Here is a 15,039-nt window from a genome sequence, read left to right as displayed (position 1 = left end):
ACACGCAATGCGCTAGCCGATTCATGCGCATTGCGAGGAATTCAACTAACTGGACAAAAGAGTGCTCCTGATACGCCCGAAGGCCCATACGTCGAATGACGTATATTTAGAGAAGGTGGTGCTTAAGCTAAGACGGTACTGACAATATCAGCCTGACGGCTAATACCCGTTTTTTCGCGCACGCGCTGAAGATGTGTGCGCGCAGTATTGGGGCTAATGAAGTGCTCTGCTGCGTGTTCGGCCATCGAGCGCCCCAAACAGAGAGACTCAACAACCTTTATTTCTGCCCCAGTCAAAGCGTGTTCCTCGCAGAAGCGCTTGATTTTAATGGGCTTTAAGCTCTCATCTGAAACCACTCGTTGCGTAAGCGCAATGCGCATGTCAGCGTCATAGTGGCCCAGAATCTCACCCAAACGCGCTTCCTGTGTCGGGTCCCCCGCACGATCCTCCCCCAAAATCCCCGCCGCGGATAGCAGCTCACCGAGGGCGTCGACTTCACTATCTTGAGATTTACCGGCTTTCTTATCCCGACGATTGGCCAAAAGAACCCCATTGTTCCGAATGACGGTGCTCTTTAGTATAAGAGGCCTCTTAAATCGGACAAGAGCTAATGGCTGACGGGTTTGCCACCACCCTAGCGCTATCGCCGGGTCAGCGGCTGCTGCAGTTGCATCAGGACGGTCTAGCAACGCGTATTGCTGACGAGCGTCAGCATTGGCGACTGTTGTGCGATCGTTTTTTTTCGCGCCTCGAAAACCGTGTAATCGAGCGCGTTTTGCTAAAAAGAATCCGCCGTGCATTCGATCACCTGGACGATCGTGAACGCCTTGAATCGATACTTTTAGAGCTTCGAAGCGACTACGCTAGCGGACGAGCAGGTACGCTTGCTGTTACGGCTAAACCGTCCTTTGACTTGGAACCTGTTGATAACGCCCCCGCTCATGCAGCGTGGCTCTGTGATTCCCCCAAAAACGATCAGCTTTTGATTTATACCGCGGGCGGTGGGTTTATGCTTCCGCCGTCCTCTGCGCAACTAAACTGCGCCCGGCAGCTTGGTGAACTCTGCCTCACCGACACCGTGATTAACCAACACGCCTTGGCTCCCGAAGCGCCCTTTCCCGCGGCGATCAATGACACTGTGGCTCTATGTCAGTGGGGCATAGAGCGCTACGGAGCGCGCAACGTGGTTCTTGCCGCAGATACGGCAGGAGCGAGCGTGACCTTAGGTGCGTTGCTGAAAATTCAGGAGCAAGGCCAAGAAATGCCTGTTGCCCTGCAGCTGTTTTCTCCCTGGAACGATCTGAGCTTGTCCGGTTGGTCCTACATTACAAAGAGCGCCACCGCAGACAGTCCTTTTCGTATGGAAACAGCGGCGTTTTGCGCAAAAGCCTATCTAGGGGTTGTCCCCACGACAGACCCCTTCGCTTCGGCGATTTTTGCTGAATTGAAAGGACTACCACCGCTTGCAGTACACACGAGCCGCTATGACATGCACTTTGACGATGCCCTGCGCATGATAGAGAAGATGCGAGAAGCCGGCGGTCACGGAGAAATACGCTACTGGGACAGTCCACGCCATCATCTGGAACGTTTTGATAGCAAAGAAACTGAAAAATCTCTTGCCATGGCCTCGGGATTCTTACGCCGGCATCTCGGGGTTAGGGGTGTAAAAGACGGTTCCTAAGAAGACGACGCATAATAGAAGTTACTCCTGCGACCGACGTTCGCGGGAACCAAGCCGCGACACTCAAACATGCTAGCCTTGATACACACAGCCTTTGACGTGAGACATATGAAACGCTCAGTGAGTCCTACAGTACGCCCAAACGATTCAACCGCCTTGTACAAATCAAAGCGCTCACTAGCGGCAATCATTGCACTAGTACTTGCCAGCGCTTTTGCGGTTGCCCAAGCCGGTGACCCGCCCATTGGGGAATCTGCCTCAACTATCTCCGATCTAACCCCGATGGAAAATCCCGATGTACAGGCATCGATTCGCCTGTTCTCGGCCTGGCTGGAGGGCCAAATCGCTCAGCGGGAACTCCCGGGCATTGTAGTTGGGCTCGTCAAAGGTGATGACTTGATTTGGTCTAAAGGCTTCGGTTATGCAGATCTCTCGAATAAGCGTCCGATGACCGACGACACCCGATTCAGGATGGCGTCCCACAGCAAGCTGTTTACAGCGACCGCGATCATGCAGCTTCGTGAAAAGGGCCTGCTACGTCTTGACGACCCAGTCTCCGACTACCTGCCATGGTTTGAGTTTAAAACGGCTACCGCTGATGACCCAGCGGTAACTGTTGAACACCTACTTACCCACAGCTCAGGACTTCCCCGCGAGGCTGGAACTCATTGGTCCGATTATGAGTTCCCCACCAAGAAAGAGCTCCAAGCACTACTTCCCGAGCGGCAAGCGGCGTTCTCACCGGAGGTGCGTTGGAAGTACTCTAACTTGGCCTACGCGCTCGCTGGCATGATAGTAGAAACTGTCAGCGGCCAGTCTTGGCCAGCTTACTTACAAGATAATATTTTTGATCCTCTGGCGATGTCGGCGAGCAGTGTTGACGCCGAAGACCCGCAACTGGCGACGGGTTACGGCAGACGGATTCCGAATCAAGAGCGTGAGGTCATGCCCTTTGTGGATGCTCGCTCAATGTCGTCCGCGACTGGCCTCACATCAACCATTGAGGACATGGCGGCTTTTGTATCCGCACAGTTTCGTGAAGGTCCCCGCGGTGACAATCGCATACTCAGTACAGCCTCACTCAGGGAGATGCATCGTGTGCGCATGCTAGAGAATGACTGGACGCGGGGCCAGGGTATTGGTTTTTCGGTGATGCGGGTGGGCGACAAACTGCAGGTCGGCCATGGCGGTGGCTATCCCGGCTACACCACGCATACGCGGATACAGTTAGACGATGAGATTGGCGCGATTGTTCTCACCAATACGTTGGACTCTTACCCCTCCCAGCTCTCTGCACAGCTCATGGAAACCGTTGGCACAGCCGTAGCAAAAGCGACAAAAACAGACAGCGAAAAGCGTTGGGATCCAGAGTGGGCACGCTTTGCCGGGATCTATCGCAGCCCTTGGGGCGATTTTCAGGTCGTCGAGATGAATGAGGAACTGGTGCTGATCAACATCAACGCGCCAAGACTTAAGATCCGTTCGACCCTAGAGCCGCTCACAGGCGACACTTTTGTCATCAAAGCGGAGACGGGAGGCGGACCAGTGGGAGAAGTCACACGCTTCGTCGAGGAGAATGGCCGAGTCACGCGAATGATCAATGGTGACTCTTACATGGAGCGAATTGATCCATGAGAGCCCTGGAGGCTGTCCTACACTTTAACGATGAAAAAGATTGACGACGGAGCGCGATAGCGATGAACAAAATGTTCGCCTTCGGCCTCTGCGTGCAACTGTTGTCAGCTAGTACGATCTACGCATGCCCCGAAGGCTCTGTCGCTCAGCAATACCTTAGCGCTATCGAAACAATGAATTGGTCGAAGATGGAATCCATGCTTGCCGATGACGCTGTCTACACTGACCCGACAATGATCTACTTTGATAGTGACCCCATCCATCGCGTAGGCCCCCCCAGCATTGCCGGTTTTTGGCGCAGTGGGTCCGAAGAGTCAGGAACAAGCAAGATCAGCTACACAACCACTCAGTGTTTCGAAACAGCGGGATACTTTGTTGTGAATCTCGATATCAATGTGCGTGTAGCGGGCGCTTACTGGAACGTCGACAAAGACTGGATAAGCCTTCCGGGAAAGGTGCTTTCGATAATTCGCGTAACGGATGGCAAAGTTAAAGAACATCATGATTACGTCGAGTACTCGGCTGCAGAGACGACCGTGAGTGAGTTACAGAGGAAGTACGGAGTACTTGAGACGAAGTAGATACAGCGCTCATCTAACGAGCGTTCGGCCCGTTCTAGAGAGCGACGGGTATGACAGCGCCAAACACAATAGTTAAATCATCAAAAATTTAGTGGCCCGCGCTAAACACTAAGCAGCGACCATTTTTTTCTACAGCCAAAGTCCTAAGAGCCCTCCAGCGCCCGTAACACCCGGGCGTGGGTGACCTTCACCTGCTCGTCTTCGGGGTTGAGTGCTAGCGCGTTATTGGCGTAAGGCAACGCTTCTTGTGGTAGACCCTGCTGCAAATATAGCCAGGCCACATTGTTGGACATCTTCCAGCTGCGACGTATCTGCCAGTCACTTCGCTCGTTCTGCAGCAGTTCCAGCGCTACCTCCGAATGCGTTGGCGCCAACCTGAGCGCCAGTGCAAGGCGCGCGCTGTCATCCGACGGGTGTTCTGACATATGCCGTCGAGCCAGCGCGGCCATATCTTCGGTTCGCCCATCCTCTAGCAGCACATCGGCCAGATGACTCACCGAGTGAAATCCGGGAGAGCTGTCGTAGTAGGCCGACAGGTAGCTCGCCGACTGAGGCAAGTCGCCTTGAACTCCCTTTAACCGACCCTGGAGATACCAACGGGCAGACGCGAGTGCACCCTCCCCCGGCCACTGCGCTAGTAGCTGCTCCGCCTCATCGAACTGCTGTAGCTCTACAAGGGCAACGGCTTTGGCCAGCTGCAAGGATTGTGCTCGCTGAGTGTTCTCATCCAGACGATCAATTAGCGTCAGTGAGAGCTCCCACTGGCCCTGCTGTTCTAGTACCGAAAGAGCAAAAAGGACGTGATCGGGGAGCGAGTTTTGTTGGTAGTAAAGATCGAATTTCTCCAGAAATTGATCCACACCAAACAGGTAAAACTCGTTCTTGAGCCAAATCATCCACAAGGTGTCAGACCACTCGGACTGCTCTCTGGCCTCGGCGAGAAAAGCATTCAGTTTTGAGTATTGCTGCCACTGGAACAGCGCATCGGAGACTGCTACCACCTGATCATCGGATAACACCGCGTTGTTAAGTGGTTGCAGCAGCTGGTCCCAATCCGGTGCTGCCTGGGTAGCAAAAGTCAGCCCCAGTAGCGCTCGCAGCGCCGAAAGATTCTCCGGGTTGTTATAAAGAACAGTCAGGTAGAGCTCAGTGGCTCGACGGTAGGCTGTTTGCTCCACCGCTTGCGCCGCAAGGTAAAACAAACTGGGGCTGTTGGCCGGGTCAATGGACAGCGCCCGCTCATACAATTCCAAAGCAAGTTGGGGCTGGTCAGTTTGCTGAAAAACGTAGGCCTGCACGTTCAGGGCATCCACACTGCCTGGCTCATCGCGCAACCACTCCTCTGCCTGCTGCTGGGCTTCCTCCGGTGCATTTGATTCCAACAAAATCATGATACGCACCATACGCCCGGTGGACTCCCCCTCCTCCGCCTCTGCTGAAAGCTCTTCGCCTGCCATTACCTCACCAAGCTCCAGCTGTGCCTTCAATGCCTGGGTTTGTAAACGAATGGCAGGCTGCCTGACCGGAGTGTTTTCGAGGTAGTCCAGAACACTGCCTGCTTCGCCAAAACGTCCTCGTTGCACTAATTGATAAGCCATCAAATTGCCGAAGAGCACGTCCTCAACATTACGCAGATCGTGGCTGACAAAGCTCTCCTGCGCCGCGCTGAGGTCGCCAAGCTGCAGGTTAAGGAGCATCATCAAGCGCTGCAGTTCGGCGTTACGCGGGTAAGCCACTGAGGCCTTGCGAAGATAATGCAGGGCGGCCTCCGGCCTAGCCAGATGATAGGCCGAAACCCCGGCGACAAGGAAATTGGCGGGCGACTTGAGGCCTCGACCCATAGAGAGTTCCGCGTGCTCACCAGCAAGGGCATAGTCACCGTGTTCAAATGCCAACAAGGCTTTTAGATGGTTAGCCAGCGGCTGCCGAGGGTTGGCCGCCAGTAGCTTGTTCACATGACGCTCGGCGATCGCTCGGTCTTCCAACTGCAGTGCCGTCATCGCAAGCAGGAATTGTGCGTAGCCCGCCAGTGGCTGTAAACGCTTGAAGTCTTCAAAGTCCTGAAAGGCGCGAGTGGGGTTTCGCAGGGCAAAATACAACTGCCCGCGCAGCAGGTGGGCCTCTGCGTTATCGGGGTACCGCAGCAACAACTCGTCCAGTGTTGCCAAAGCATCGGTGGGGGCGTCATTGCTGCGCAAGTGAGCCTCGGTTAGCAGGCACAACTCACAATCGAGCGCTGCATCGCCCAAGGCCGTAAGCGCCATTCGACCTGTATCATGGCGGTTAGTGCGGGCATACAACAAGACCTCATACAGACCCAACTGCAGGTGAGTCGCGGGTTCCAGCGCTGCCGCCTTATGCTCGTCCAGCAACTGCTCCAGCGCAAAAACCCTATTTTGCTGCAGCAAAGCAGACGCCAGCAGGGGCACAGCGGTGTCGAGCTGGTAATCCGCCTCGACCGCAGCGCTCAAAAACCGCTGCGCTGCTTCCAAATCGCCCAAGGCAATGTACAGGACGCCCAGTTCCAAACGCGCCTCGATGTAGTCGAGGTCTTCCTGCAAGGCCTGTTTGTAGTACAAGGCTGCTTCGTTGGAGCGCCCTGCTGCCGCAGCCGCTCTGCCCGCCTCAACATACTCGGGCGGTGTACTTGGTCGTGAGCAGGCCGCCAGTAACATGACTGTGGCAACAATGAGGACGCGGACCCGCATAGCTTGTCTCCAGCGTACTGGTAAGTGTCAGAGATTATCTAAAAGAAACGGCGCCTCCACAGAGAAGCGCCAGCCCAGCTTAAGATGAGTTGGCCTTGATTACTACGGCTGTGGAGGTGAACAAATCAAGCCGATGCGGTGGCGCTACCGACGCGGCGATAGCGTACCGCCACCAGCCCTGACAGGAACAGGAATAGCGTTCCGGGTGCCGGCACATCAGACGCCTCTGACTGCAATCGCGCCAGAGATATAGCAGGCAACTGATCGACCAGCGCCTGGTTTGCAGCTTCGTCGCCAATGAAATCCAATACCAGCCCCCAACCACTGCCGCTCCTGTTCCAACTCCCCGCCCAGTTGTCGCCCAGGTTTTCGGCAAAGCTGTTAAACGCGAACGAGCTCTGTATCACGAAACCGGCTGCGTCAAGCAGATCACCGGTGATGGACAGGAAAGTAAACGACTGAGAAGTGACACTCTGGAAATCAAGTAGAGAGAATATAGAAAGTGACATGTCACCAGCTAGTTGGAAACTGCCGGTAATGTCTACGGCATCGTAGCCGAACTGTGATCCTCGCTCGGTACCCCAAATCTCCATAACCCAGTTGACACCCATAGCAATGACATTGCCGTCAAAGGTCAGCAGGCCGGGGCTATTACCAGGGTTGATGACCTCACGGTCCTCGGGCCGCAGTGACGGGTCCACAAGCTGATTAAGCAGCGTATCACCGACAAAGGTTCCATTGCCGCCAATACTACCGGTCAACGTCAGCAGCTCTGAATCGCCCATGGTAATCAGGCCGTTGTTGATCACCTGTCCGCCCAGGGTAGTAGACTCGGCAAACCGAACCTCCCCGGCAGCGGAGTTGTTGAGCAAGCCTTCATTAACAAAGCTGGAACCCGCCTGATTGTCCACCAGACCCGCGTTGTAAAGGTGCCCATAATTTTCGATGCTGGCGCCGTCTTCATTCACCAAATCGCCGAAGTTCGCCACGGTATTCATCGCGTAGGCTAAAGAGTCTTGCACCAACGCGGCCGCAGAGCCAATCGTCAACTTTCCACCGGATTGATTGTTGATGGTGGCCTGGTTAATCAAGCTGGCCGTTTTATAGGTTTTGGATGTCACTCCGCTGGGATCAGTGACCAACTCCACCGCACCAGATAGCTTTATCTGCCCGCTGTTATTGATAACGGCAACACGATTCTCCAATGTGCCATTGATCAGGGTGCCAGATGTGATTTCAAGCAAACCCGAATTATCAACAGTCCCATTGGAGACCAGCGTACCCGGCAATGACTCAGTGATGGTCTCACCCGAGGGACCCAGTCGTTCGAATTGGGTCTCCTCGATCAACAGGTGACCAGCATTGTTGATTTTGCCGGACTGACCCACCATGAGCAGGCCACTGTTTCGGATCAGGCCTCCTTCATTATTAGTAATGGTGGCAAGATTATTGAGCAAACCACGGTTCTCAATGGTGCCGTTGTTCTCCAGGTTGGCGGTGTTGTAAGACACCACGTTAGCCAGATCGACGCCGTACTCGCCATAACGCGTATTCCCATCGGTATCTATGTACTTGTCGCGTACCACAGCGTTCAACGAGTCGCGAAAGGTGACGTCAATAAAGCGTTGGGACTCCGCATCAGCAAGCCTGCCTTCAAGCGCCTCGGTCTTGCTTCGGGCGGCATTTAGGGTCTTCCGGTACTCATCCTCTAGCAACTGGTTAAACGGCGTGTAAAAAAGATCCAACAAAAAATTACCTGTGGAAACCTCTTCCAGTCCCACAAGATTTTCTCTCGCCCTGCTGTCACGTACCAGCTCCTTAAGCGCGAGGATCACGTTCTCAGATTCGCGAATTCCTTGCTCATAGCGGTAAAAATTGAAGCCTGTTGCTCTCATGACATCGGTGCTTCGGCCAATAGAGACCACGTTAGTGCCTACTTGGCCGTAGGGATCAAGCCCGTTGTTGAACACTCCGTCGTTGACCAACAAACCATTATTGACCACGGTGTCGTGGTTGTTGAACTGTGCACCGGCGAGATTGCTGAGCGTTGCATCGTTGGTGACGGTACCCAGGTTATGCGCCATGCCATTGTTGACCAGCACGCCATTACCAGCGCTGTCGCCGTTGGCAATCTGGCCATAGTTCACCAGCGTGTCGTTGTTTACGATTTCCCCGCTGTTGGACAGCTCGCCCAGATTGACCAGCTCGGCGATTCCCAGTATCCCGACAAGATCGCGCAGGACCTTCATGCCGTTGTCGATGACGCCACCAACGTTGTTGACCAGTTCTGCGCCGCCCTGATTAACCAGCAGGCCATTGTTCTGGATGTAACCGCCGGCATTATCCAGCTTGCCGCCGGTGTCATTGTAGATCTCGCCGCTGGCGCTGTTGACCAGGACGGCGTGATTGACTATTTCACCCCGGTTGACGATGAGGCCGTCTTTGCCGTTCATCATAACCGCAGGGCCCGTGCCCTGTTCGACGATGGCATCGATGGCTCTGCGGATATCCCTCTCGTGAGCATTGGCCGCAGCGCGGTCACGGAGGGCTACACCGTACTCCGACTCCGCCGAGCGTACGGTAGAGCCAAACTGATCGTTGTAAATTGTGGTAAAAGTATTCGCCTGAGATGAAGTGAGCTCATTAAAAAGTTCTTCTTGGCTAGAGTAAACCGAGAGCAGCTCGGTATCATTGTTGCTACGAGCTTGCTCTCGTTTTATCAGCGAATCTAACCATACGTCAAAAACGCCGCGGGTTGTGCCCTCAACAGACGCTGCAGCGTCATTCACAAAACTCATAAGCTTTGAAGTGAAATCCAGCCGTTTGATGTTGGCCTGATTCGCGGCTTGCTCGGCGAGTAAGGTCGCCGATGCATAGTCGTCGGGCAGCGGGCCCAGCGCTGCGTCGCGCTGTTGCCGGGCATAGGCAAGGGGATCGTCCATGCCGCGCATCGCCTGCCAATCGGTGCCGACGCTACCGTTAATAATCTTCTGACCGCTCTCGTTGCGGATCACGCCCTGGTTGTCCACGATATGAAGATTCTCAAAAATAGCCCTGTCAACGGACTGATTCTGCTTCGGGACAATGCCGGCATCATTGTTTGAGAGTACAAAGGTGGCGCCATTGTGGATGGCGAGCTCGCCCTGATTGAGGAAGTCCGAGGCCTGCTCCACCCTGGCGATTTTCTCCCCTCCACGCACATCAAGTAGCGCACCCGAGTACAGCGTTACCTGCCCGTTGTTGTACAGATCGCGAAAGGAATTGCTGTTACTGTCGGTACCTTCATAGATCGACAGCGTGCCGAACAGGTCGAGCTCGGCGCCGTAGAACTGCCTGAATATACCCGTGGAAACATTATCAGCGGCCGTGAGCTCTATGTTTCCATTGTTGGTGACAAACCCTCGTTCATTCGTGGATTGGTTTTCGAATTTACCGTCGAACTTGAGTCGCCCCTGGGTACCGACGCGCAGCGTGGCGCCACCGGTGTTAACAAACTTGTAGCGGTCGGGGTCTCCGCCGGCGAGTCTGTCGCCGTTCATATACAGATCGCCTTCGATCTGGGTGACGTTCTGGTTTATGAAGCCGTAAGCCCCTTGGGTGGCCTGGTTCGGATTGGCTCCGGTGCTACCGCCGTAGGGGTTTCTCGCGCCCAGCTCCAGGCTGCCGCCACGCTCGATATTCAGTTTATCGCCCGATGTTTGAAAACTGTCCCCTCCGTCGCTCACTTTGAATTGTCCGTCGGTCATGACCTGGGCATGTTGACCGACGTTAATTCTGAAGACATTTTCAACCTCTGTCTTTACCGTGCTGTCGCTAAACTCAAACAAGCGTTCCGTGGAGAGCACACTCGAAAAAGTATCGAAGGGCTTTTCATCGTAACCACGCATGGCTAAGTCAGCTGCGATCAGCTTGTTCGTGTTCAGGAACTGCTGCACCCGCGCGTCGCCCCTGGCCACATCGTTATCGGTGGTTTTGGAGCGCGCCTGAAAGACGATTTCACCGCTGGGGTCAAAAGACAGTCCTTCAAAAGGAGTGATAACGACTTTTTCCACATTTTGCTGCGTAGCCGGATTGAACTCGGTAGTTGTTCGAGTCGCGCCGGATTTTCTGTCATCGCCGGTCGGAGCGGTCCACTGGCCAGTTTCAAACGCAGCCTTGTAAATGTCTATCTGCGCCAGACTGTCGCTTTCGAACGGGAAGTTGATCACCGGCCCGATTTCGAGGCTACTAAAGCCCTCAATCTCCACGGTCGCGCTCAGTCCGCTGAGCGCCCCGCCTACCGCCACGTCTATGTAAGTGTGGTTACTGAGCTTCGCCTCTACCGAAAACGTTGGCGTTGCAACAACGGCTTCATTAAAGTCGACCTCTCCCAGGCCTTCGCTAGGGTCTGTGAACACCAGCGCAATCTCTGGAATGTTCTCCCAGGTACCTTGGTAACTTGTTTGTTTGCCAATCTCGCCCTTGATCAATACCGGCGCAGTAAACGCGAGATCAACCATCAGCTCAGGTGAGAGTGTCAGGTCGGTCTGGAGATCGAAGCGAGGTCCTATCTGCAGATCGAGCAGCTCCACCTCAACATTTATGGGCGAATCCGTGATACCTATAGTTTCCAGCCCTAACGTACCGCCAGTCGTCAAGCCTAGGGCGTAGCCTATAACCTCATCAACGTCTAAATCGATTTTCAGTAGGTCGCCGCCAAAACCGGCGGTGCCGATGTCGCCACCCACTCCGCCCCACTCGCCCTCAGCGTTCTCTGTGAATGGGTTAGAAAAATCCAGGCTCACCGGGCTGGCTTCAATAAAAGCCTCGGCTTCCTCAATGCGGTCAAGTTTCTGTTGTGCGGATGTATCTCCGCTATCTCCCTTTGACTTTAGATCGTCCTTGTAATCCGTCCACTGGTCTTCAGATACCTTAGCCAAAACAGCAGAAATGTCGTCGTAGAGTATGTCCTCCAGAGCACTCTCGCCAGCTCCCGATAGGGAAAACCCAGTGTCCGTGGCAGCCAGTTCTACGAGCTCTACGATACTTTCTATGAGCACTGGGATGTCCTCGATACCCGTGGGGGGTGAGAAAACCTTAGCTTTGGAGTCCAGGGTGTCGATTTGCACCAGCGGCAGCTGAAAATCCAGCGATGCCAGATTGTAGGTCTCGTCAAGGAAGCATCCCAGCAGGCAGGCTTCTGCGAACAAGTTCAGGTTTGTATTGATGTTTAGCCCGGTCTCAAACTCCAACGAGGGCGCTTTAACCAGAAAACTTGAAGCATCGGCATCAAACCCCGAATCGGTATTGAGCTTAAAAAAATCAACGCCAAGCCCGCTGGACTGATAATCGACAGATGGCGCGTAGTTGACAGAGGCATCGAAGGTACCCGGGTCTACCGCGTATTCCGCGTAAGGCAGTACATAGGCCTCCAGTTCAAGACCCGCTGCGGCTCCCGCCTTAATGCAGTAGCCCACGATGCACTGCTCCAGCACCGCGCCAACGCCTAGACGAGCGCGGGGCGGACGACCTAGCAGGTAATCCCATTGGCTCTCGGTGAGCTCCCAACTGCCCTCAATACGACCCGGGCCGTCGGCGCTCCAGACACTGGCATTGTCAATCGTGTAGTTATTGCCTCGGTACTGCACCGTTTCTGTGTTGTATAGTGTTGGAACACCCGCCAGGGCTGCAGAAGTGCAGACTACAAAAGAGGCCGGGAGGAGGTAGCTGTAAGATTTCATGTAGCGTCCTTGCAACGTTGTTCTATATCGTTGAACCGGGCCGCAAATTGCATTGCACCTAAGCTCAGATAACGAATAGTTCTGCCAATGGACTAGCTTAGCGCTACTTATCTATGCCAACTATTAGTCAAAGGTATACCTCTGGCTATAGACTAAAGTCTGTAATCCATCAGACTAAAGACCCTCATTCGTCGACAGGAATAAAGTTGCAATCCGGTATGAAAATTCTAGTTGTTGACGACCACGCGCTGTTTCGCGAAGGCCTTTGCCACCTGTTAAAGGGTTTAGAGACATCGGTCCGCATCATTGAAGCCCAGGACGCTGCTTCAGCTTTCGCTGCGCTGGACGCACATCAGGATCTGGATCTAATGCTGCTGGACCTAAATATGCCGGGAGCGGATGGTTTTTCCATTCTGGCCACGGCAAGCAAGAATCACCCTACAGTACCCATCGCCGTTCTATCCGCCTCTGTGGATCAGGCCGATGTAGACCGGGTAATGCAAACTTCAGCAATGGGCTACATTCATAAGAATACATCCACCAAGGTAATGTTAGGTGCGGTGCGCTTGATTCTGGATGGGGGCGTCTACACACCGCCATCAAGTTCCGTCGACGAAGGTGTCACAGCCAAACAGCACACGCCGGATACACTCACACCGCGACAAAGTGAAGTGCTGTCCAAGGTCGCCGCCGGTGCGTCAAACAAGCAAATCGCGGCGACGCTGGATATCACCGAGGCGACAGCAAAAATGCATTTGTCTTCAATTTTTAAAGCGCTCGGTGTCAAAAACCGCACGCAGGCTGCGCTTGTAGCGAAAAAGATGAATCTGGACATCCCTATAAACTAGCTCAGATCACTCCTGGCGGCCGAGCTGCGCAAAAACGCCCTCAGCTTGGCCGGTGCAACTGGTTTGTACAACAGCCCCCAATCACTCGATGTGTTTTTCATCAGAGCGTCATTTTCCGTGTCGCCGGTGATGATAAGCGCTGGAATCTTTGTACCGCAGGCCGCATTTATAGACTCTATAGCTTCCACGCCCGTTCGTTGGTCACGCAGACGATAATCAGAAATTATCGCATTCGGGATCCGCTCAAAAGCGTCAAGCTGTCTTATCGCATCAGCATCGTCAGCGACAGATATCACTTCACAACCCCAGCTTCTCAAAAGGTATTCCAACCCTTCCCGAATGCTTTCCTCGTCATCGATAACGATAACTAGGGGTTGATCAAGCACCTCAGCGACGCTCTGCTCCTCACTGGTAGTGGACCCCTCGCCACTGCTCTCATAGACCCTGTCGAGCACGATGGAAAAGGTCGAACCCTCACCGGGGAGGGAGTCAACGCTTATCTCATGCCCCAGTAGCTTGCCCGCGCGCTTTACAATGGATAGTCCAAGTCCCAGGCCCTTTTTGCGGTCTCTTTCCGGGTTATCTATCTGATAGAACTCATTGAATATTGCCCCCTGGCTCTCTAATGCAATCCCAAGGCCAGTGTCTTTCACAGAAACTTTCACCTCCTCGGGTCCAATATCGCAGCTGACGGTAATGCCGCCTTGGTTTGTATAGCGAACAGCGTTTGACAGGTAGTTCCTGAGAACCTGCTCAAGCAGATTCCTCTCGCTCAGAACACAGCAAGTGGCATCAGGCCACTGAACGTCAAGACCTTTCTCCCGGGCAATTGGATCAAATTCGTGCGCGAGGTTTTCAAAAACAGGGGCCAGTGGGATAGTAGTTTTTTTGAGGTCGCTATAGCCGGCATCCATTTTGGAGATATCAAGTAAGGCATCGAACAAACTCTGTAGCGCACTTACAGACCGATCAATCTGTCCGGCGATTTCGTTGGTGGCCTGACTATTGTCTTCCTCCTTAAGCGCCGATGTAAAAAGCGTAAGAGCATAGAGCGGTTGCCGTAAGTCGTGGCTGGCAGCCGCTAGAAAAGTTGACTTAGCCCTGTTAGCTTCTTCCGCTTCTAGGTGCTTGGTTTGCAATTCATCGATCAGTTCCAGATTCTCAAACCGCAGCGCCATTGCCCCGGTGAGACTCTTATTGATTTTGAGGTTGAACGCCGTCTGTGCCAACGAGAAAACTATGGTTACCATGCCAAGGGCAAAATAAACGGATTGACCAAGCCAAAACATCTCCACCGTAATAGGCAGCAACATGGTGGGTACAAACGCAAAATATGCCGGCATATAGATACTAAGAGAAAACGCCGAACCCGCGGCCATTGCCAACAGACTCAGAAGAATAAGCAGCTGGTACTCAAACTGCCCAGGGGCAAACATAATCAGTCCGCCAATACCCCAGACGACCCCGGCCGAGGCACTACCCAGCACAAGAAACATTTTGTATCGAGACAGATTTTTCTCGTGAAAATCCCGTCGAAACGATCGATAGACAGCTACTCTGGCGCCGAGCATCAAAAACACCAGCCCCAGCCAAATCAAAAGTTGCGACTGAGGAACAACCAACCAAAAGGCGTATACCAGGGCAACACTTACAACCGAATTGATAAGCACCAGCGAGGCAATCGAGTCGTAAAGCGTCTTAACCTGCTCGACAAGAATTTTGTCAACGGCGTCATCACGCGCGGTCGTCAATAGCGATTTGGGCTCGGCGTTCTCTGACATCAACTGTACTCGAAGTTCTCCGTCACAGTTTCAAGCAGCGAGCAAAAATAAGCCACCAAAGTTTCGGTAAACAGAGTGGGTG

General features: G+C 53.8%; 8 protein-coding genes. 4 read left to right on the top strand and 4 right to left on the bottom strand.

Translation table 11 applies throughout. The annotated features are described in order from the left end of the window. Nucleotides 1-122 precede the first annotated feature (122 nt). Entirely contained in the window at nucleotides 123-542 is a 420-nt protein-coding gene (locus R0137_RS05305) for a helix-turn-helix transcriptional regulator (protein WP_407329117.1), read from the bottom strand. A 68-nt stretch (nucleotides 543-610) separates the two neighbouring features. Here R0137_RS05305 and R0137_RS05300 point away from each other — a divergent pair, with 68 nt between their 5' ends. From R0137_RS05300 to R0137_RS05290, 3 genes are all read left to right on the top strand, one after another. Beyond that, nucleotides 611-1,684 carry an alpha/beta hydrolase fold domain-containing protein gene (locus R0137_RS05300; RefSeq protein WP_407329115.1) on the top strand — a complete coding sequence of 358 codons (1,074 nt, stop codon included), beginning with the start codon at nucleotides 611-613 and terminating at the stop codon, nucleotides 1,682-1,684. Between the two features lie 120 nt (nucleotides 1,685-1,804). Continuing rightward, a complete protein-coding gene (locus tag R0137_RS05295) occupies nucleotides 1,805-3,319 on the top strand; it encodes a serine hydrolase domain-containing protein (protein ID WP_407329114.1) in 1,515 nt (504 codons plus the stop codon). A 62-nt stretch (nucleotides 3,320-3,381) separates the two neighbouring features. Then, on the top strand, nucleotides 3,382-3,900 hold the full coding sequence (locus R0137_RS05290; protein ID WP_407329112.1) for a nuclear transport factor 2 family protein: 519 nt from the start codon (nucleotides 3,382-3,384) through the stop codon (nucleotides 3,898-3,900). A 143-nt stretch (nucleotides 3,901-4,043) separates the two neighbouring features. Here the strand turns inward: R0137_RS05290 and R0137_RS05285 are convergent, their stop codons facing one another. Beyond that, nucleotides 4,044-6,608 (bottom strand): tetratricopeptide repeat protein, encoded by a 2,565-nt coding sequence (locus R0137_RS05285; protein WP_407329111.1) that lies wholly within the window; start codon nucleotides 6,606-6,608, stop codon nucleotides 4,044-4,046. 125 nt (nucleotides 6,609-6,733) lie between these two features. Next, complete coding sequence (locus tag R0137_RS05280) at nucleotides 6,734-12,328, bottom strand: hypothetical protein (protein ID WP_407329109.1); 5,595 nt, start codon at nucleotides 12,326-12,328, stop codon at nucleotides 6,734-6,736. Nucleotides 12,329-12,546: 218 nt separating this feature from the next. On the opposite strand from R0137_RS05280, the gene R0137_RS05275 reads away from it, so the two are divergent. Continuing rightward, nucleotides 12,547-13,176 (top strand): response regulator, encoded by a 630-nt coding sequence (locus tag R0137_RS05275; RefSeq protein ID WP_407329107.1) that lies wholly within the window; start codon nucleotides 12,547-12,549, stop codon nucleotides 13,174-13,176. Here R0137_RS05275 and R0137_RS05270 read toward each other — a convergent pair. Next, on the bottom strand, nucleotides 13,173-14,957 hold the full coding sequence (locus tag R0137_RS05270) for an ATP-binding protein (RefSeq protein WP_407329105.1): 1,785 nt from the start codon (nucleotides 14,955-14,957) through the stop codon (nucleotides 13,173-13,175). The two genes, R0137_RS05275 and R0137_RS05270, sit on opposite strands and share 4 nt — an antisense overlap. Nucleotides 14,958-15,039: the final 82 nt, after the last annotated feature.

This window comes from Congregibacter brevis (assembly GCF_045689245.1).
Classification (GTDB): Bacteria; Pseudomonadota; Gammaproteobacteria; order Pseudomonadales; family Halieaceae; genus Congregibacter; species Congregibacter brevis.
Note: the sequence above shows the minus strand (reverse complement) of the source record. Positions and strands in the feature narration are given on the sequence as shown.